The 17431-nt window shown below is 69.5% G+C and carries 19 protein-coding genes; all 19 read left to right on the forward strand.

Annotation, left to right across the window (positions count from 1 at the left end; all coding sequences use genetic code 11):
- Positions 1 to 230 precede the first annotated feature (230 nt).
- The 19 genes from J0I43_RS14410 (at position 231) to ccsB (ending at position 17379) form a co-directional block, all read left to right on the forward strand.
- On the forward strand, positions 231 to 1214 hold the full coding sequence (locus tag J0I43_RS14410) for a bile acid:sodium symporter (protein ID WP_204947467.1): 984 nt from the start codon (positions 231 to 233) through the stop codon (positions 1212 to 1214).
- Positions 1215 to 1221: 7 nt separating this feature from the next.
- Positions 1222 to 1557 carry a helix-turn-helix transcriptional regulator gene (locus J0I43_RS14415; RefSeq protein ID WP_067165134.1) on the forward strand — a complete coding sequence of 112 codons (336 nt, stop codon included), beginning with the start codon at positions 1222 to 1224 and terminating at the stop codon, positions 1555 to 1557.
- Complete coding sequence (locus J0I43_RS14420; protein WP_048809235.1) at positions 1554 to 1898, forward strand: hypothetical protein; 345 nt, start codon at positions 1554 to 1556, stop codon at positions 1896 to 1898. Before J0I43_RS14415 ends, J0I43_RS14420 begins: the two co-directional genes overlap by 4 nt.
- A gap of 254 nt (positions 1899 to 2152) precedes the next feature.
- Positions 2153 to 4000, forward strand: coding sequence for a cation-translocating P-type ATPase (locus J0I43_RS14425; RefSeq protein WP_231902775.1), 1848 nt, complete (start codon positions 2153 to 2155; stop codon positions 3998 to 4000).
- A gap of 215 nt (positions 4001 to 4215) precedes the next feature.
- On the forward strand, positions 4216 to 4668 hold the full coding sequence (locus J0I43_RS14430; RefSeq protein ID WP_045246905.1) for a hypothetical protein: 453 nt from the start codon (positions 4216 to 4218) through the stop codon (positions 4666 to 4668).
- A gap of 91 nt (positions 4669 to 4759) precedes the next feature.
- Complete coding sequence (locus J0I43_RS14435; RefSeq protein ID WP_045246904.1) at positions 4760 to 5428, forward strand: thioredoxin domain-containing protein; 669 nt, start codon at positions 4760 to 4762, stop codon at positions 5426 to 5428.
- Positions 5428 to 6447 carry an NAD(P)-binding domain-containing protein gene (locus J0I43_RS14440; RefSeq protein ID WP_045246903.1) on the forward strand — a complete coding sequence of 340 codons (1020 nt, stop codon included), beginning with the start codon at positions 5428 to 5430 and terminating at the stop codon, positions 6445 to 6447. The genes J0I43_RS14435 and J0I43_RS14440 overlap by 1 nt, the downstream gene beginning before the upstream one ends.
- Before the next feature lie 13 nt (positions 6448 to 6460).
- Entirely contained in the window at positions 6461 to 7177 is a 717-nt protein-coding gene (locus J0I43_RS14445; protein WP_048809232.1) for a copper resistance CopC family protein, read from the forward strand.
- Positions 7174 to 7449, forward strand: coding sequence for a zf-TFIIB domain-containing protein (locus tag J0I43_RS14450; RefSeq protein WP_045246902.1), 276 nt, complete (start codon positions 7174 to 7176; stop codon positions 7447 to 7449). The genes J0I43_RS14445 and J0I43_RS14450 overlap by 4 nt, the downstream gene beginning before the upstream one ends.
- 77 nt (positions 7450 to 7526) lie before the next feature.
- Positions 7527 to 8060 (forward strand): signal peptidase II, encoded by a 534-nt coding sequence (locus J0I43_RS14455; protein WP_045246901.1) that lies wholly within the window; start codon positions 7527 to 7529, stop codon positions 8058 to 8060.
- Positions 8057 to 8392: a DUF6804 family protein gene (locus J0I43_RS14460; RefSeq protein ID WP_045246900.1), complete on the forward strand. Its 336-nt coding sequence runs from the start codon at positions 8057 to 8059 to the stop codon at positions 8390 to 8392. The genes J0I43_RS14455 and J0I43_RS14460 overlap by 4 nt, the downstream gene beginning before the upstream one ends.
- Complete coding sequence (locus J0I43_RS14465) at positions 8389 to 8988, forward strand: TlpA disulfide reductase family protein (protein WP_045246899.1); 600 nt, start codon at positions 8389 to 8391, stop codon at positions 8986 to 8988. Before J0I43_RS14460 ends, J0I43_RS14465 begins: the two co-directional genes overlap by 4 nt.
- Positions 8985 to 9752, forward strand: coding sequence for a cytochrome c biogenesis CcdA family protein (locus J0I43_RS14470; protein WP_045246898.1), 768 nt, complete (start codon positions 8985 to 8987; stop codon positions 9750 to 9752). Before J0I43_RS14465 ends, J0I43_RS14470 begins: the two co-directional genes overlap by 4 nt.
- A complete protein-coding gene (locus tag J0I43_RS14475) occupies positions 9733 to 11421 on the forward strand; it encodes a cytochrome c biogenesis protein ResB (RefSeq protein WP_045246897.1) in 1689 nt (562 codons plus the stop codon). The genes J0I43_RS14470 and J0I43_RS14475 overlap by 20 nt, the downstream gene beginning before the upstream one ends.
- A complete protein-coding gene (locus J0I43_RS14480) occupies positions 11418 to 12359 on the forward strand; it encodes a cytochrome c oxidase assembly protein (RefSeq protein WP_045246896.1) in 942 nt (313 codons plus the stop codon). Before J0I43_RS14475 ends, J0I43_RS14480 begins: the two co-directional genes overlap by 4 nt.
- 3 nt (positions 12360 to 12362) lie before the next feature.
- Positions 12363 to 13982: an apolipoprotein N-acyltransferase gene (lnt, locus tag J0I43_RS14485; protein ID WP_048809231.1), complete on the forward strand. Its 1620-nt coding sequence runs from the start codon at positions 12363 to 12365 to the stop codon at positions 13980 to 13982.
- On the forward strand, positions 13979 to 15385 hold the full coding sequence (locus J0I43_RS14490) for a M23 family metallopeptidase (protein WP_292865368.1): 1407 nt from the start codon (positions 13979 to 13981) through the stop codon (positions 15383 to 15385). The genes lnt and J0I43_RS14490 overlap by 4 nt, the downstream gene beginning before the upstream one ends.
- Before the next feature lie 21 nt (positions 15386 to 15406).
- Positions 15407 to 16285 carry a M23 family metallopeptidase gene (locus J0I43_RS14495; protein ID WP_236966997.1) on the forward strand — a complete coding sequence of 293 codons (879 nt, stop codon included), beginning with the start codon at positions 15407 to 15409 and terminating at the stop codon, positions 16283 to 16285.
- A gap of 77 nt (positions 16286 to 16362) precedes the next feature.
- Entirely contained in the window at positions 16363 to 17379 is a 1017-nt protein-coding gene (gene ccsB / locus J0I43_RS14500; protein WP_045246027.1) for a c-type cytochrome biogenesis protein CcsB, read from the forward strand.
- The last annotated feature ends 52 nt before the right edge of the window (positions 17380 to 17431 follow it).

Raw genomic sequence — 17431 nt, forward strand, 5'->3', positions numbered from 1 at the left:
TGTAGGTTCTCGGCGAAGATGGCGGATTCTTAGATGAAGTGGCGGACAAGTGGCGGATCCGAAAGATTGGTGAGAACGATGCGTGTAAGTGCCGTGTCGGTTCCTATCCGAAATGACAGATTCCGCGGGTAGTTGGCATGCACCTAGCAGTCCTGCCATTGGCTGGGGGTGAAGGGTTACTCGCTCACTCGATTAGGGGCGAACCGGCTACATTCGACAGGCTTGTGCTCGTGTGCACAGCTGTGGAGTGGTGGGAGCGGCATCAGGTAGTGCTCTACCTCGCAGCGATCGCCGTGGGTGCGGTGGTCGGTCTACTCGTGCCGGCGGTGGCGGATCCGCTCGAGTCGGCGATCAATCCCGTGCTCGGGTTGTTGCTGTACGCGACGTTCCTGGGGGTGCCGTTCACGGCGATCGGCCGGGCCTTCACGGATTGGCGGTTCCTGGGCGTCGTGCTCGTCCTGAACTTCGTCGTCGTGCCGGTGGTCGTGTTCGGGTTGAGTCGCGCCGTGGCGGCTGATCAGGCGGTGCTCGTTGGGGTGTTGTTCGTGCTGCTGACGCCGTGTGTGGATTACGTGATTGTGTTCACTGGCCTGGCTGGCGGTGCACGTGCGCGGCTGCTTGCTGCCACGCCCCTGCTGATGCTTCTGCAGATCGTGTTGCTGCCGGTGTACCTGTGGCTGATGGCCGGCGCCGAGGTGGTGGGTGCGTTCGACCCGCATCCGTTCGTGGAGGCATTTCTGTTGTTGATCGTGCTGCCGCTCGTTCTCGCCGCCGCCACGCAGCTGCTGGCGAAACGGTTCCGTGCCGGCCGCGCGATCGAGGGCGTGGTGCTGGCGGCAATGGTGCCGCTGATGATGCTGACTCTCGCCGTGGTGATCGGCTCGCAGGTCTTCGGCGTGAGCAGCGCTCTCGGCCAGCTGCTAATCGCGGTTCCCGTGTTCGTCGTGTTCGTCCTAATCGTGGCACCACTCGGTGCGCTCCTCGGGAGCGCGGCACGCTTGGATGTTCCCAGCCGCCGGGCGGCCACGTTCAGCGGGGTCACCCGCAACTCGCTGGTCGTGCTCCCGCTCGCTCTCGCGCTGCCGGCATCTTTCGCTCTGACGCCGTTGGTTGTAGTGACTCAGACCTTGGTGGAGCTCGTCGCAATGGTGGTCATGGTCGCCGGGGTACCGCGACTCATCCGCCCTCGCATTAGTACAGCGGAGAATGTATAGTCAGCCTGTGCTGACTCTTACTTCTCGCCTCGATGTGATGAACCGGCTGGGTCGGGCGATGGCCGACCCGACCCGTTCCCGGATCCTCCTCACACTGCTGGACGCTCCCGGCTACCCGGCTGAGCTGGCACGAGATCTCGAGCTGACCCGCACGAACGTCTCGAATCATCTGACGTGCCTGCGGGGCTGCGGGTTGATCGTCGCCACACCGGAAGGTCGGCGCACCCGGTATGAGATCGCCGACCCGCATCTGACCCAGGGGTTGCGACAGCTGCTCGAGGCGGTCGTCGCCGTCGACGAGGGCGCCCCGTGCATGGACGATCAGTGCGAGTGCTGCGCATGAGCCTCATCGACCGTGACCTGCTGCCGGTGGCCTGCACGCTGACGCCCGGCGCTGGTGCTGCACAGCTAGCCGCGTGGCAGGAATTCAACGACGACTACCTCCTCGACATCGACAGGACGGCCGCCCAGATCACCGTCCACTACCCAAAGATCGACGACGCGACCGCCCGGCTGACGGAGCTGGTCCGCACCGAGCAGTCCTGCTGCGCGTTCGCGACTTGGGCGATCGACACGACCCACCCCGACCTGCGCCTTTCCGTTACCGGCACCGATGACGCACTGGCCGCGCTCACGTTCCTAGAGCAGACGCCCGCCCCCGCAACGAAGGAGAGCGTGCAGTGAGCGAAGAGTGTTGCGGCCCCAACGAGCCGCGCAAGCCCGGTACGGTCCGGCGCATCGAACTGTCCCGGCCGCTCTCGACCGGTGACGCCTGCTGCGCCGCGGAACCCTCCTCCAAGACCGCGGCGCCAAGCGCGGTGCACGATGCGGGCGATGCCTGCTGCGGCCCCGACCTCGCCACCACCCCCACCGAGGCGGACGAGGAGCCGGAGGTCCGCCCGCCCTGGTGGCGCGACTTCGCGTTGCTTCCCTCCGCGCTGTCCGGGCTGTTCCTCCTCGCCGGATACACGTTCGAGTGGACTGGTCTGCACATCCCGGCGCTGGTGCTGCAGTGGGCGGCGCTGCTCGCCGGCGCCTACACCTTCGTCCCCGGCGCGATCCGCCGCCTCATCCGCGGTCGCCTCGGGGTCGGGCTGCTGATGACCATCGCCGCGATCGGCGCGGTCCTGCTCGGCCACGTTGGCGAGGCCGCGACCCTGGCGTTCCTGTTCTCCCTGGCCGAGGCGCTTGAAGACCGGGCGATGGACCGCGCCAAGGAAGGCTTGCGCGCCCTTCTGTCCCTCATCCCCGACACTGTCCGCGTCTCCCGCCTAACCAGCGACGTCACGATCCCCGCCGCGGACGTGCGTGAGCTGGACATCCTCGTCATCGGTGCCGGCGATCGCATCGCCACAGACGGCGTGGTCGTGGAGGGTAGGTCGAGCCTGGACACGTCGGCGATCACGGGCGAGTCGATCCCGGTCGAGGTCGGCCCCGGCGATCCGGTCGCCGCCGGTTCGGTCAACGGGGCGGCGACGTTGCGGATCGAGGCAACTGCGGACGGCCGCGACAACTCCCTCACCCAGATCGTCGCCCTCGTGGAGCAGGCCCACGCCCGCAAGGGCAACCGGGCACGCCTCGCCGACCGGATCGCGAAGCCGCTCGTTCCCGTCGTCCTGATCGCCGCTGCCGTGGTCGCCCTGTTCGGGCTGCTGGTCGGCGACCCGTGGACCTGGATCGAACGCGCCCTCGTCGTCCTGGTTGCGGCATCCCCGTGCGCGCTGGCCATCGCGGTGCCCGTGACGGTGATCAGCGCGATCGGAGCGGCGTCAAAGTTCGGCGTCGTCATCAAGTCAGGTGAAGCGTTCGAGCAGCTCGGCACGATCCGCGCCGTCGCCCTCGACAAGACCGGCACCCTCACCCGCAACGAGCCCACCGTCGTCGACGTCCAGCCCGCACCCGGTATCACCCGCGACGACCTGCTCGCCTGGGCCGCCGCCGTGGAGGCCACCAGCACCCACCCCCTCGCCGCGGCCATCATCGCGGCCGCACCCGTCGCCAGCCCCGCAACGGAGGTGGTCGAGGAGGCCGGGCATGGCATCACCGGGACCGTCGACGGCCGGGCGATCCGGGTCGGCAATGTCCGCTGGCTCCATCCCGCCGGCCAGCAGTTGAACGCGGAGGCGATTGCCGCGCAGGGCATGACCGTCGTCGTGGTCGAGGCGGACGGGCAGATCGCCGGCCTGATCGGCGTGCGGGACGAGCTGCGCCCGGAGTCGGCCGAGACGGTCCGGATGCTGCAGTCGCAGGGCATTGAGACCATCATGCTCACCGGCGACAACACCCGCACCGCCCACGCCATCGCCGCCGAGGCGGGCGTAACCGACGTTCGCGCCGAGCAGCTGCCCGCCGACAAGGCCGCCGCGATTGAGGCGCTCGTCACGCAGCAACCGACCGCGATGGTCGGCGACGGCATCAACGACGCCCCGGCACTGGCGACGGCGACGGTCGGGATCGCGATGGGTGTGAAAGGCTCCGCGGCGGCGATCGAGTCCGCCGACGTCGCCTTCATCGGCCACGACCTCCGCCTCATCCCCGGCGCCCTCGCCCACGCCCGCCGCGGCCGACGCATCATGACCGCCAACATCGGTCTGGCTCTGGCGATCATCGTCGCGCTGTTCCCGCTCGCCCTGTTCGGCATCCTCGGGCTCGCCGGCGTCGTGCTGGTGCATGAGATCGCCGAGGTCGTCGTCATCCTCAATGGCGTCCGCGCCGCCCGTCGCCCCGCTGCGCTACGGCAACTCGCCACGGTGCCCGCTCGCCAGCCCGAACCCGCCCACGCCTGACCACCGACCCCTCGCCCCGCGGTGGCAGAACACCGCCCGACTTGGAACCGGCCCTTGTGAAGACCCCCATCAAAGCCACCTTCGCCACCGTTGCCGTCGTCATCGTCCTGGTTGACCGGCTAGCCGCGCCGGACCCGGCCGGCGCTGCCGGCGCTCCCGTGCTCGGGTGAACCGGGCTCCGAATGGGTTTAGGTGCGCACGGTAGGCTGTGGGCGATGGTCTCTTCGGCCCGGACTCCGCGCTCCACGACGCTGAATGAGCAATTGTTGATAATGAGGCTCATTACCAGCGTCGGTTTGGCGCTGCTGCTGATGTTGGGTCTGGCAGCGACGGGTCACACAGAGGCGGACGGTTCGACTCCTGTTCCGCTGGTGATTTCTGGGTTCATGGACCCCCACGTCGAGCCCGTGGCAGACGCCCCAGTCGAGCATGAGGCGGTCGCCGGTGGCGTCGTTTCTGGGCCGAACGCGTTGGTGGGCGCTGCGCTGTGCATGTTGGGCGTGTTGTGCGGGCTGACGTTCATGGTGGTGCTGCGGGGGTTGTGGCGTCGGCGGATGCCTCCGGTTCTCGGTGACGGGCCACGGATGCCTTCGCTGCTTCCGGCGCCGGCTGCCCGTGCTCACCCGATTGTCTTTTCGTTGACGCAGTTGGGTCTTTCCCGAACCTGACATTTGGCACGCCACCCTTTCCGGGTGGCGCTTCGTCCCGGGCTGCGTGCCCGGGTTCTGTCCTGTGCCGTGTCTTGGTTTGGAGTACCCGATGAAAACCCCTGTGAAGGCGACGCTCGTCACCATTGCCGTTGTGGTGGTGATGGTGATCGCCGCGTTGATCTATGTCCTTGTCAATCAGAGCCAGTCCGCTCCACCTTCATCTGGGGGCGGTGACGCATCCCCGCAGGTGGTGCGGGAGAGCTCGCATGTCCTCGACGACGGCGGGGAGGGCGCTGTCACCCTGGTGGAGTTCCTCGACTTCGAGTGCGAGGCGTGTGGCGCGTTCTTCCCGATCGTGGAGGATATGCGGGAGCAGTTCGCTGGGGAGATCACGTATGTGGTCCGCTACTTCCCGCTGCCCGGTCACTTCAATTCGAAGAACGCGGCGGTCGCGGCGGAAGCGGCCGCGCAGCAGGACCGGTTCGAGGACATGTATGTCCGGTTGTTCGAGACGCAGGCGGAGTGGGGTGAGGCGCAGGAGTCTCGCGCCGACCTGTTCCGTGGCTTCGCGGAGGAGATCGGTCTGGACATGGCCGCCTATGACGCCGCCGTGGCGGACCCGGCTACGGCGGAGCGGGTGGAGCTGGATTTCGAGGAGGGCCAGGCGCTCGGGGTGAGCAGCACGCCGACGTTCTTCCTCGACGGTGAGCTGCTCGAGCTGCAGGAGTGGGACGACCTCGAGAACGCCATCCAGGCTGCGGTGAACGGTGGCCGGTGATGCGGGCGGGTTTGACGCATCGGCGGGCGATCATCGTCGGCGCCGGGCAGTCTGGGCTCGCGGTTGCCGCGGCTCTGGCCGCGGAAGGGCTGCGGCCGCAGCACGAGTTTGTGGTGATCGACGCCGCCAGCACGGGGCAGCGTTCCTGGTCCTCACGGTGGCATTCGATGGAGCTTCTCAGCGACGCCCGGCATAGCGCGCTGTCTCCGCGGCGGCTGCTGGGTGACCAGCGCCGGCATCCGCGAGTGGACGAGATGGCGGACTACCTCACCTTCGTGGAAGCCGGGCTGGGCGTGGAGACGGTCTGGGGCATCCAGGCGACCGGGGTGGAGCATCGCGGGAACGGCTCGACTCTGCTGCTGTCGACGACGGCAGGGGAGGTGCAGACCCGCAACGTGATCTGCGCGACGGGCGCGGCCGCGCACCCGCGGATTCCGGAGTGGGCGTCTCTGCTGACGATGCCCGGGGTGGTGCTGCACAGCAGCGAGTACCTGTACCCGAAGCAGATCCCCGTCGGCGACGTGCTCATCGTGGGCGGCGGGAACAGCGGTGTGCAGCTGGCCCGCGAACTGTCCGCGTCGCACACCGTGACGCTGTCCGTGCGAACCCGGCGGCAGCATCGCCCCGCGATGAGCTATCCCGCCGCGGCGGGGGAGAGGGTGCCGCTGTTCTCGCGGGAGCGTCGCCCCGAGCCGATCTTCGGCGACAGCTATGAGCAGCTGCGCCGCGTCGGGGTCACGATCGCAGCTGCGGTGCAGGACGCGGCCGGCGCCGGGGTGACCTTCGCCGATGGCACGCAGGCATCCCCCCGCTCGGTGATCCTCGCCACCGGCTACACCCCTGGCGACGACTGGCTCCCGGAACCGGCCCGCGTCGACCGGCCGCGGCGCACCCTGACCGGCCTGCCCGGGCTGTTCGTGGCGGGGATGCCGCAGTACGGCGGCCGCGGCTCCGACACCCTCGCCGGGGTCTGGAAAGACGCGACGACGATCGCCCAGCACATCATCAACCGGCCCTGAAAGGACCACCGCCTTGACCACCGTCACCGACCACGAACACCCGCACCGATCCGGCTCACGGAGACGCATCCTCCTCCTGTCCACTCTGACGACGCTGCTGCTGGCCGCCGGGCTCCTGTTCGCCACCGCGGCGCCCGCAGCCGCGCACGATGAGATCGTCTCCTCCTCCCCGGAAGCCGGATCCACGGTCAGCGTGGTCCCGGAGGAGATTTCGCTGACGTTCAGCGGCGAGATCCTCACCGATTTCAGCGCCGTGATCATTGAGGTGGTCGCCCCGGACGGGCAGAACATCGCATCGGGGGATCCGGTCATCGACGGGACCACGGTCACCCAGGCGGTGACGCCTGGTCAGGCGGGCGTGTACACGGTGCGGTGGCGGGTCGTGTCCAGCGACGGGCACCCGATCAGCAACGAGTACCAGTACACCGTCGAAGCGGTCACCGTCCCCACCAGCGCCCCTACCCCCGAAGCGACCGAGGAGCAGACACCCGACCCGTCTCCCACATCTGCCGCCAATACGTCCGGAGAGGTTCACAACGGGCCATCCGGAGGTGGGGAACTCCTCCCCGTCCTTGCGGTCCTGAGTGGCGTAATCGTGCTGGGCGGCGCGCTGGTGGTCGTGCTCATGGTGGCCAGAGAGCGTCGTCGCCGCGACCGAGCAGCCGCGGCCGCGGCCGCCGCGGATGGTGGAACCGCCGACGACCAGCAACAGAAGGAGAACCCCTCATGAAATGTCCGGTCGACGGGACCGCCCTGCTGATCACGGAACGCTCCGGGGTCGAGATCGACTACTGCCCGCAGTGCCGGGGCGTCTGGCTGGACCGTGGCGAGCTCGACAAGATCATCGACCGCGCCGCCGACCTTGCCGGCGGCGGCCGGCAAACCAGCACCGCCCCCTATCCGCGCGAGGGCGACCACCGTTCTGACCGCGACAGGGATCATCACGGTCGCTCCGGGCGTCGGCGGAAGGAAGGGTTCCTCGGTGACCTCTTCGACTTCTGACACCAAAAACCTCTTCCTGATAGCCGGTCTGATGACCGGGTTATCAGCGGCCCTCGCGAACGCAGGAGGAGCCGCTGATGGTTCGTGAGCAGACCCGGCGGTTCGCGGTCGCGTGCCTGGCCGCCGCTGTGGTGGTCCTGGTCGACCAGGCGACGAAGGCGGCCGCACTGGGAGGGTTGAGTCAGGAGGAGCGGATCCCGCTGCTGGGGGATCTGCTTGGGCTGCAGCTCGCGTTCAACCCCGGCGCGATCCTCTCCCTCGGAGCCGGGGTCACCGGGCTGCTCACTCTCCTCGGGGTCGGTGCCGTGGTGCTGCTGGTCGTCGCCGCCGCGCGGGCGCGGACCGGATGGTGGGCGATGGGGATCGGCCTGATCCTCGGGGGCGCGATCGGGAACCTGATCGACCGGCTGTTCTCCCCCCCTGGGTTCGGGGTCGGGCACGTCACCGACTTCCTCGCCTACGGGAACCTGTTCATCGGCAACCTCGCCGACGTCGCCCTCGGTGCCGGCGTCATCGTCCTCGGCCTGAGCCTGTGGACCCGACACCGCCGCTCCCGCGTCAGCGCGGACAGCGCGGCGCCTGCGACGGGCTCCGTGGTGAGCGGGTCATGATGGCGAAGCAGCGGACCTCGTCCGTATACCAGCGCAACGCGTTCGCGCCGGGGCTGCTCGCGGCGGCGGTGTTGTTCCTCGCGCCGGTACTGATGGGCGGGGACTGGTTCACCGTTGTGCTGTTCGTCGCCGCGATCTTCGCGGTCATCGTGGGGTGGTTCGCGATCCAGGCGCGGCAGTGGTGGTGGTTGCCTGTGTTCGTCGTGATCGCCGTGATTTGGAACCCGGTGTTCCCGTTCCCGTTCACCGGCCCGGTGTGGACTGCGGCGCAGCCGGTCGCCGCGGTCGTGTTCCTGGTCGCCGGCGCCCTGATCAAGGTCAAGCGCGCATGATCCGCCGCCGCGTCCTTGCCGCCATGACGCTGGTCGCGGCGCTGCTGCTGGCCGGGTGCACGTCCAGCGACTCGCTCGCGCAGCAGTACCGGGACGGAAGCGAGAAGGGCTACATCGCCGGTGACTTCCAGATCGTCGAGATCCCGGATGCCGACCGCGGGGAGCCGGTGGTGTTCGAGGGCGTCACCGAGACCGGGGAGACGGTGTCCAGTGACGACTACCGCGGCGGGGTGCTGGTGGTGAACTTCTGGTACGCCGCGTGCGGGCCGTGCATCGTCGAAGCCCCGATGCTCGAGGAGGTCTGGCAGGAGTATCAGGACCAGGGCGTCGCGTTCCTCGGGGTGAACACCTACGACCAGCCAGCCACCGCACTGTCGTTCGCCCGTGACAACAACGTCACCTACCCGAGCGTGATCGACGTGAACGACGGACGGGTCAAGCTCGCGTTCGCGCAGGTCACTCCGATCCAGGCCACCCCCACCACCTTGGTCATCGACCAGGAGGGGCGGGTCGCGGCGCGGATCATCGGGCAGTTGGCCAGCGCGTCGATCCTGTCCACCCTGGTCGCCGACACCCTCGCCGAGGACACCTCATGAATCCGGGAGCGGTGATCGTCGACGGCGCCCTGTGGGTCGCGATCCCGGTCGCGATCCTCGCCGGGCTGGTGTCGTTCGTGTCCCCGTGCGTGCTGCCGCTGGTGCCTGGCTACCTCGGCTACCTCGGCAGCACCACCACGACGACCGCGGCCCCCACGCTGGACGGGGGGCGCACGGTGACGGCGGAGCGCGCGCGGCTGCTGCTGGGCGTGACATTGTTCATCGCCGGGTTCACCGTGGTGTTCGTCGCCGTCACGATCCTCGGCGGCACCTTCGGGTACCTGCTGCTGCAATACGCCAATGTGCTCACTCGCGTCTTCGGGGTCGTCATCATCGCCCTCGGCCTGGTGTTCCTCGGCTTCTTCGGCATTGCCCAGCGCACCCTCCGCCCTCGCGCCCAGGGTAGGACCGGGCTGATCGGGGCGCCGCTTCTCGGGTTCGCGCTCGGCGTCGGCTGGACCCCCTGTATCGGCCCGACGCTCGCAGCGATCATCTCTATGTCGTGGAACCTCGGTGACCCCGCCCGCGCGGGCCTGCTCGGGCTCGCGTACTCGCTGGGCCTGGGCATCCCGTTCCTGATCCTCGCGGCCGGATGGGGGTGGGCGTCCCGATCGGTGACGTTCCTGCGCCGCCACATCCGCGCCCTGAACATCATCGGCGGGGCCATGCTCATCGCCCTCGGCCTGCTGATGGTGACCGGGCTGTGGACGGCACTGATGTCGCAGCTGCAACAGGTGGTGATCAATGTCCCCCTCCCGCTCTGACACCGGCATCGACGTCACCGCCGACCCGCTACGCCCCGGCGACCACGCCGACAGCGAATCCGCGACGGAGATCACCCAGCCGGCGCTGGGCATCACCGGGTGGTTGCGGTGGGCATGGCGGCAGCTGACCAGCATGCGCACCGCATTGGTCCTGCTGCTGTTCCTCGCGATCGCCGCCGTCCCCGGGTCCCTGTTCCCGCAGCGCAGCGCCGACCCCAACGGTGTCATCCAGTGGGAGCGGGACAACCCTGACGTGTTCCCCCTCGCCGATGCGGTCGGCCTGTTCGACGTGTACCTGTCGCCGTGGTTCTCCGCGATCTATCTGCTGCTGTTCACCTCCCTGATCGGCTGCGTGATCCCGCGCGCCAAGCACCACTACAAGGCGCTCCGCTCCCGCCCCCCTCGCACCCCGGCCCGGCTGTCGCGGCTCTCGGAGTACCGGGAACTGACCTTGCCGAGAGAGGAAGGGAGGACCGACCCGGCCGCGCACGCGATCGACGTCGCGGCAGAGCAGCTGCGCAAGGCCGGATACCGGGTGGAGCGATACGACGCCCGCGGAGCCGCGTCGGTGTCGGCCGAGCGCGGCTACCTGCGCGAGACCGGCAACCTGATCTTCCACGTCGCCCTCGTCGGCGTGCTGGTCTCGGTCGCGATCGGCGGGTCGTTCGCGTATACCGGGCAGCGGGTGGTGGTGGAGGGCACCACGTTCGTGAACGCGCTCAGCGACTACTCCTCGTTCAACCCCGGCCGTTTCGTCGACGGCACGGGCCTTGCCCCCTACTCGCTCACCCTCGACGACTTCCAGGTCTCCTACCGGCTGCCCGGCACCCCCGGCGCAGGCCAGGCCGGAGACTTCTCCGCCGACATCACCATCCGCCAACCCGGGCAGGACGATCGGGCGCAGAGCGTGATCGTGAACTACCCGATCACCGTCGACGGCGATCGCATCTACCTGCTCGGCAACGGCTACGCCCCCACCCTCACGATCCGCGACGCCGCCGGCGAGGTGGTGTACAGCGAGTCGCAGCCGTTCCTGCCGCAGGACTCCAACATGACCTCGCTGGGCATCATCAAGATCCCGGACGGGCTGCCCGAACAGGTCGGGCTGGTCGGGTTCTTCTACCCCACCCAGGGGGTGTTGCCCTCCGGCGCGTTCACCTCCGTCTACCCGGACGTGGTCAATCCGGTGCTGACTCTCAACGTGTTCAGCGGGGATCTCGGCATCGACGACGGCACTCCGAGGTCGGTGTACACGCTCGAGGTCGACGGGCTCACCCAGCACACCGGCGGCGACACCGCCGCCGACTCCCTTGAGCTCACCCCCGGCGCCACCGTCGACCTGCCGAACGGGTGGGGCACGATCACCTGGGAGGAGGTCACGGCGGAGGAGCCGGTGAAGCGGTTCGCGTCGCTGCAGATCCAACGCGACCCCAGCAGCGGCTGGGTGCTCGCGTTCTCCGTGCTCGCCACCCTCGGCCTGTTCGCCGGCCTGTTCGTGCCCCGCCGCCGGCTCTGGGTGAAAGCCCGCACCACCCCGGATGGTGTGCACGTCGAGTACGCGGGACTGGCCCGCGGCGAAGACCCCGCTTTGGCGCGCGCCGTCGACGAGTTCGCGACCCGCCACGCGCACGCCCTCGGCGTAGACCAGCCTGCGAAGGACACACCGTGACGACCGTGTGGATCCCGGACGCCCCGCCGACCCTCGGCGGGTTCCTCACCCCGGCCCCGCTTCCGGCTCCGGTGCTACCGCTCCTCGCGGGACTCCTCGCGGTCGCCTACCTGGCCGGTGCGATCCGGATGTGGGTCCGCGGCCGCGGCTGGCCGGTGTGGCGGACGGTCAGCTTCCTGCTCGGCTGCGTCGCCCTCGCCGCGGTCACCGGCCTGGCGGTGGAGAACTTCGGGTACGCCCTGTTCTCGGTGTTCATGTTCCAGCAGCTCACCCTGATGATGGCGATCCCGCCGCTGCTGGTCCTCGGCTCTCCCGGCACCCTGCTGCTGCGCGCCACCCCGCACCACGGCCCAGGTCTCCTGGTGCTCCGCGCCGCGCACGCCGGGCTACGCAGTCGCACCGCACGGTGGCTGCTCAGCCCGTGGCTGGCGGTGCCGCTATACCTGGCCGCGTTTTACGGTCTGTACCTGGCGAACTTCGCCGATCCGATCCTGTCCACCGTCACCGGCCATACCCTCCTCGAGGTCGGGTTCCTGGTCGCCGGGATGCTGTTCACCATCCCGATCCTGTCGTCGGACCCGCTGCCGGTGCGGATGAGCCACGGCGGCCGCGCCCTGGACGTGTTCGCCGAGGCCGCCCTGCACGCCTTCTTCGGCGTCTTCCTGATGATGGCCACCACTACCCTCATCGACGGGTTCGCCGGCCCGACGAGCGCGCTGGGCATCGACCCGATCGAAGACCAGCGCCTCGCCGGCGGGCTGGCCTGGTCCTACGGCGAGGCCCCCACCTTGCTGATGCTCATCTACGTCATGCACCGCTGGTTCCGCGACGACACCGCCCAAGCGGTCGCCGCCGACCGTCGCGCCGACGCACACGGCGACCCTGAGCTCGACGCGTACAACGACTACCTCACCCGACTCCACCAGAAAGACACCTGACCGATGCGCACGCCTTTGCCGACACCCGCCCCGGCCGCCGCGCCGGAGCAGGAGACGCCGCGCCGCACCGTGGCGGCATGGTCGCTGCCGGTGTGGGCGGCGGTGCTGGCATCCGCGGCCGCCGGCCTGCTGCTGGATCTCGCCTCCGCACCGGTGGGGTGGTGGCCGTTGACGTTCGTGAGTGTCACGGTCGCCCTGGTGGCCCTGATCGGCCGCAGCATCGGCGGGGCGCTGCTGGTCGGCACTGTGTTCGGCGCCGTGTTCTACACGACCCATCTGGTGTGGGTGGGGGAGTTCCTCGGCCCGGTGCCGTGGCTTGCCCTCGCCGGGCTGGAAGCGGTCCTGTTCGGCGCGGGCGCGGTGCCGATCGCGCTCGCCTACCGGTGGACCGCCCGCTATCCGGCCCGCGGCCTCGTGCAGCTGCTCGCGGTACCGCCGCTGATCGGGGTTCTGTGGACGGCCCGTGAGGTGGTGATGGGTGCGTGGCCGTACTCCGGGTTCCCGTGGGCGCGCCTCGGGATGACCCAGGTGGGCGGCCCGCTCGCGGAGGCCGTGTCGTGGACGAGCGTGACCGGCCTGTCCCTGCTGATCGTCATTCTGTGCGCCTCTGTGGTGCAGTGGATCCGCGCCGGCGGCATCCGCTTCATGCTCGGGTTGCACCCTGCTGTGAGCGTCGCCGCTCTCCTGGTGATAGCGCCGCAGTTCCCCACCGCGCCGGCCGGGGAGTTCCGCGTGGGATGGGTGCAGGGCAACGGCCCCACCGGGTACTTCGACGACAAGGTGCCCGGCGACGTCCTGGCCGCGCAGACCGCCGCCACGGTGCCGCTGTACGGGCAGCCGATGGATCTGCTGGCCTGGCCGGAGGGCGGCGTCGACGCCGACCCGCTCAGTGATCCCGCCGCCGCCGAGGCGTTGGACCGGGTCGTGCGCTCGGCCGGGGCGCCGTTGCTGATGAACGCCGCCACCACCCGCGGCGACGATGTCTTCAACACGTCCCTGCTGTGGACCGCGGATCCCACGGGCCGGCAGTGGCACGACAAGGTCAACCCGGTCCCGTTCGGCGAGTACGTGCCGGACCGGTGGTTCTACGAGCTGATCGTCCCCGACCTGGTGGGCTTGATCCAACGCGAATACACCCCCGGCAGCAGCCCGCCGCTCGTGCAGGTCGGCGACGTCGGGGTGGGGTTGGCGATCTGCTTCGACGTGATCTACGACGCCGTGATCTGGGACGGTGCCCGCGCCGGCGCAGAGGTGTTCGTGTTCCAGACCAACAACGCCGACTTCCGCGGCACCGACGAGAACCTGCAGCAGCTCGCGTTCGCCCGGATGCGCGCCATCGAAACCGGCCGCGCGGTCGTCAACGTCTCCACGGTGGGCACCAGCCAGGTCATCACCCCGGACGGCACCACCGTCGACAGCATCGGCGTCGACACCGTTGACGCGTCGATCACCACCGTCCCGCTGCGCACCGGACTCACCCCGGCGGTGATCCTCGGTCCCTGGCTCACCGCTCTCATCGTCCTCGCTGCCGCCGGCGCTCTCACCGCGGCGGGGTTCTCCCACCGTGCCCGCACGCGTGCGGCCGCCGCAGATCGTTCGACTGATCCGGGGAGGCACCCATGAACACGCCACGGATGAGGCCTGCCGGAGGTCGACTGGCCTGGTCGCTGCGAACGCTGGCGACGGGCAGCGATCTCACCCTTCCTGGTGACCTGACGGCGGAGGAGTGTGGGTGCGCGCCCACGCCCGCGGAGAGCCGCGCATTCCGGGCCGGGGTGAGCCGGCGCACTCTGCTGACGGCGGGAACATTGAGCGCGGCAGCCGTCCTGGTCGCCGGCCCGCTGTTGCCGGCAGCGTTCGCGGCGACCTATCCGTCCTGGGAGGACGTGCAGGCCGCGAAAGCGAACGAGGCCACCAAAGCTGCCGAGGTGCAGCGGATCCAGGGCCTCATCCAAAGCCTGACCGGCGAGGTGGCGCGCACCCGCACCGCCGCCGAGCAGGCCGCCGGCGCGTTCTACACCGCCCAGCAGGAGTACTTCGACGCATCCATCCGCGCCGACACGTTGCAGTCCCAAGCCGACCTGGAAGCGCAGAACGCGACCGACGCGGCGAACAAGGCCGGCCGCATCGCCGCGCAGCTGTACCGCGACGGGGGCGACACCACCTCCCTCGAGCTGTTCCTCTCCGGGTCGGCCGCGACCGCGGACGATCTCCTGTCCCGGCTGGGCGTGATGGACAAGCTGCTGGAACGCAACCAGGCCGTCTACGCTGCGGCGCTCACCGCCCGCGATGCCGCGCAGAGCCTGACCGATCAGGCGGTGGTGGCCCGGGATGAGCGCGACCGGCTGCAGCAGGTCGCCGAGCAGAAGATGCTCGAGTCGCAGCAGGCCGCCGATGCTGCGCAGGCCGCGCTGGACGCGCAGACCCTCCACCTCGGCGAGCTGCAGGCCCAGCTCGCCGCCCTCGAGGACACCACCGCGAAGACCATCGCCGACTATCAGGCCGGGGTGGAGGCTGCCCGCATCGCCGAGGAGCAGCGGCGAGCGGCGGAGCGCGCCGAAGCGGAACGGCTCGCCGCCTCGGGAGGTGCTGGTGGGGGTGTGGTCAGCTCCGGGTGGGCACGGCCGACCTCCGGGCACCGCACCTCGGGGTTCGGGCCGCGCAGCTCCCAGTGTGGCAACGGGTACTGCTCGACCAGCTACCACTACGGCGTCGACCTCAGCGGCGGATGCGGCGCGGGGATCTACGCCGCCGCGGCCGGCACCATCGTCTACGCCGGGTACAACGGCGGCTACGGCAACTACATCAAGATCGACCACGGCGGCGGGATCGGCACCGGATACGCCCACATCCGCCCCGGCGGCTTCTACGTCGGATACGGCCAACGCGTGAACGCCGGCGACCTGATCGGCAGCGAAGGCAACACCGGCAACGCGTTCGGCTGCAACCTGCACTTCGAGGCCTACGTGAACGGCTCCCCGGTCAACCCCATCCCCTTCCTCGCCGACCGCGGCGTGTCCATCTGATCCGAAACGAACCAGGACATCATGACTGACCAGACCACCCCACCCGGCGGCGGCGACCAGCCCCAGACGCCCCCCACGCGCCGCAGCCTCCGCCGCGCCGCAACCCCGCCAGTCACCAGCATCACCACCCGCCCCCCACGGCGCCCGCCCGCAGAAACGTCCGCCCGTGGTCGGGTAATCGCGCTGCGCCCAGTGCGCTCCCTGGCGGTCCTGACGGTGGTCACCGGCCTGATCGCCACCTTCGCCCTCCCCGCGTATGCCGCCTGGCAGCCGGCGGACCTCGAGATCCCGACACTGCAGCAAGTCGCGTCCGAGGACGCGCAATCCTTGATCGTCGCCTCCGACGCGACTGGGACGCAGCTCACACGGGAGAGCTACTCGGCCACCACCCAGGCGGAGATCGACCAGAAGAAGGCGGCAGAAGCAGCCGCAGAACGTGCCCGCGCCTCCGCACAAGTCGCCTCGGTGCCCTTCGACTACAGCATCGTGCCCCAAGGCAGTGGAGCCGTGCGGTGGCCGGTGGGCGGTCCGTTCACCGTGACCGACCGCTTCGGTGCTCGAGGCGGCGCGCATATGGGCACCGACATGGTCGCTGCCGGCGGAACCCCCGTCTACGCGTCCGTCGACGGCGTCGTGCGGATCTCGCAGGACAGCTACGGCGGATACGGGGTGACCGTGGTGGTGGAGTCCGTGCTGAACGGGCAACAGGTGAGCACGGTGTACCCGCACATGCAGACCGGAAGCCGGCAGGTCGCCGCCGGGCAGACCGTCACGGCCGGGCAGCTGGTCGGACTCGTCGGCAGCACGGGACGCTCCACCGCGAACCATCTGCACTTCGAGGTCTACCTCGACGGAACCGCCGTGGACTCGCTGGCCTGGCTGGAAGCGAACGCGGGCTGACCGATGTGCACGGATCTACCGCGCCACCCCGCTCGCGGGCACCCCCTGACCGCAACGACGAAGAGGACGACCCTGCCATGACCGGAACCGACGCGCTCTCCCTCGACGGCATCTCACTGCTGCTGGTGTGGACGGCGATCGCCACCTACCTGCTCGCGTTCATCGCGTACACCATCGACCTGGCCGGGCGCTCCGTCCCCGCCAGCGTCCCGCAGCGGGAGCCGGTCCTGGCCGGCGCTACCGCACGGGCGGGCCAGCAGACGGACAACGCCCAGAGTGGGTCGGTGGACAGTGTTCGCACGCCGCCCGCGCAGCGTCAACGGCTGCTGTGGGCGCGGATCGGGACGTCGCTGACGGTCCTCGCGTTCCTGTTCCACCTGGCCGGCACCATCCTGCGCGGCATCGCCGCGGAGCGGGTGCCGTGGGCGAACATGTACGAGTTCGCGCTGACCGGCACGGTCTTGATCGTGGCCGTCTACCTGCTGGTGCTGCGCCGCTACGACCTCCGCTTCCTCGGTGCGTTCCTGATCGGCATGGTGGTGCTGCTGCTGGGTGGCGCGACGGTCTCGTTCTACGTCGAGGTCGTTCCGCTGATGGATCCGCTCAAGAGCGTGTGGCTGGTCATCCACGTCTTCGTCGCGTCCCTGGCCACCGCCCTGTTCGCGATCGCCTGCGGCATCTCCATCACCCAGCTCCTGCAGGCCCGCCGGGAGCGCCGCACCCGAGCATCCTCGGACACTGCCCGCGCCGACGGTCTTGGGTTTCTGCGCACTCTGCCCGCCGCCGACGTGCTCGAGTCCCTCGCGTACCGGTTCGCGATCGTGGGGTTCGTGTTCTGGACGTTCACCCTGATCGCCGGCGCGATCTGGGCCAACGACTCCTGGGGTCGCTACTGGGGCTTCGATGTCAAGGAGGTGTGGACGTTCGTGATCTGGGTGCTCTACGCCGGCTACATCCACGCCCGCGCGACCCGCGGCTGGCGCGGCACCCGCTCCGCCTGGCTGTCCATCATCGGGTTCGTCGCGGTGCTGTTCAACTTCACGATCGTGAACATGTTCTTCCAGGGCCTCCACTCCTACTCCGGGCTCACATGACCCCGCACCCCTGCCCCGCCCTCTTGCCCGAGCCGAAAGCACGCACATGACC

Source organism: Microbacterium sp., from assembly GCF_017305435.1.
GTDB lineage: Bacteria > Actinomycetota > Actinomycetes > Actinomycetales > Microbacteriaceae > Microbacterium.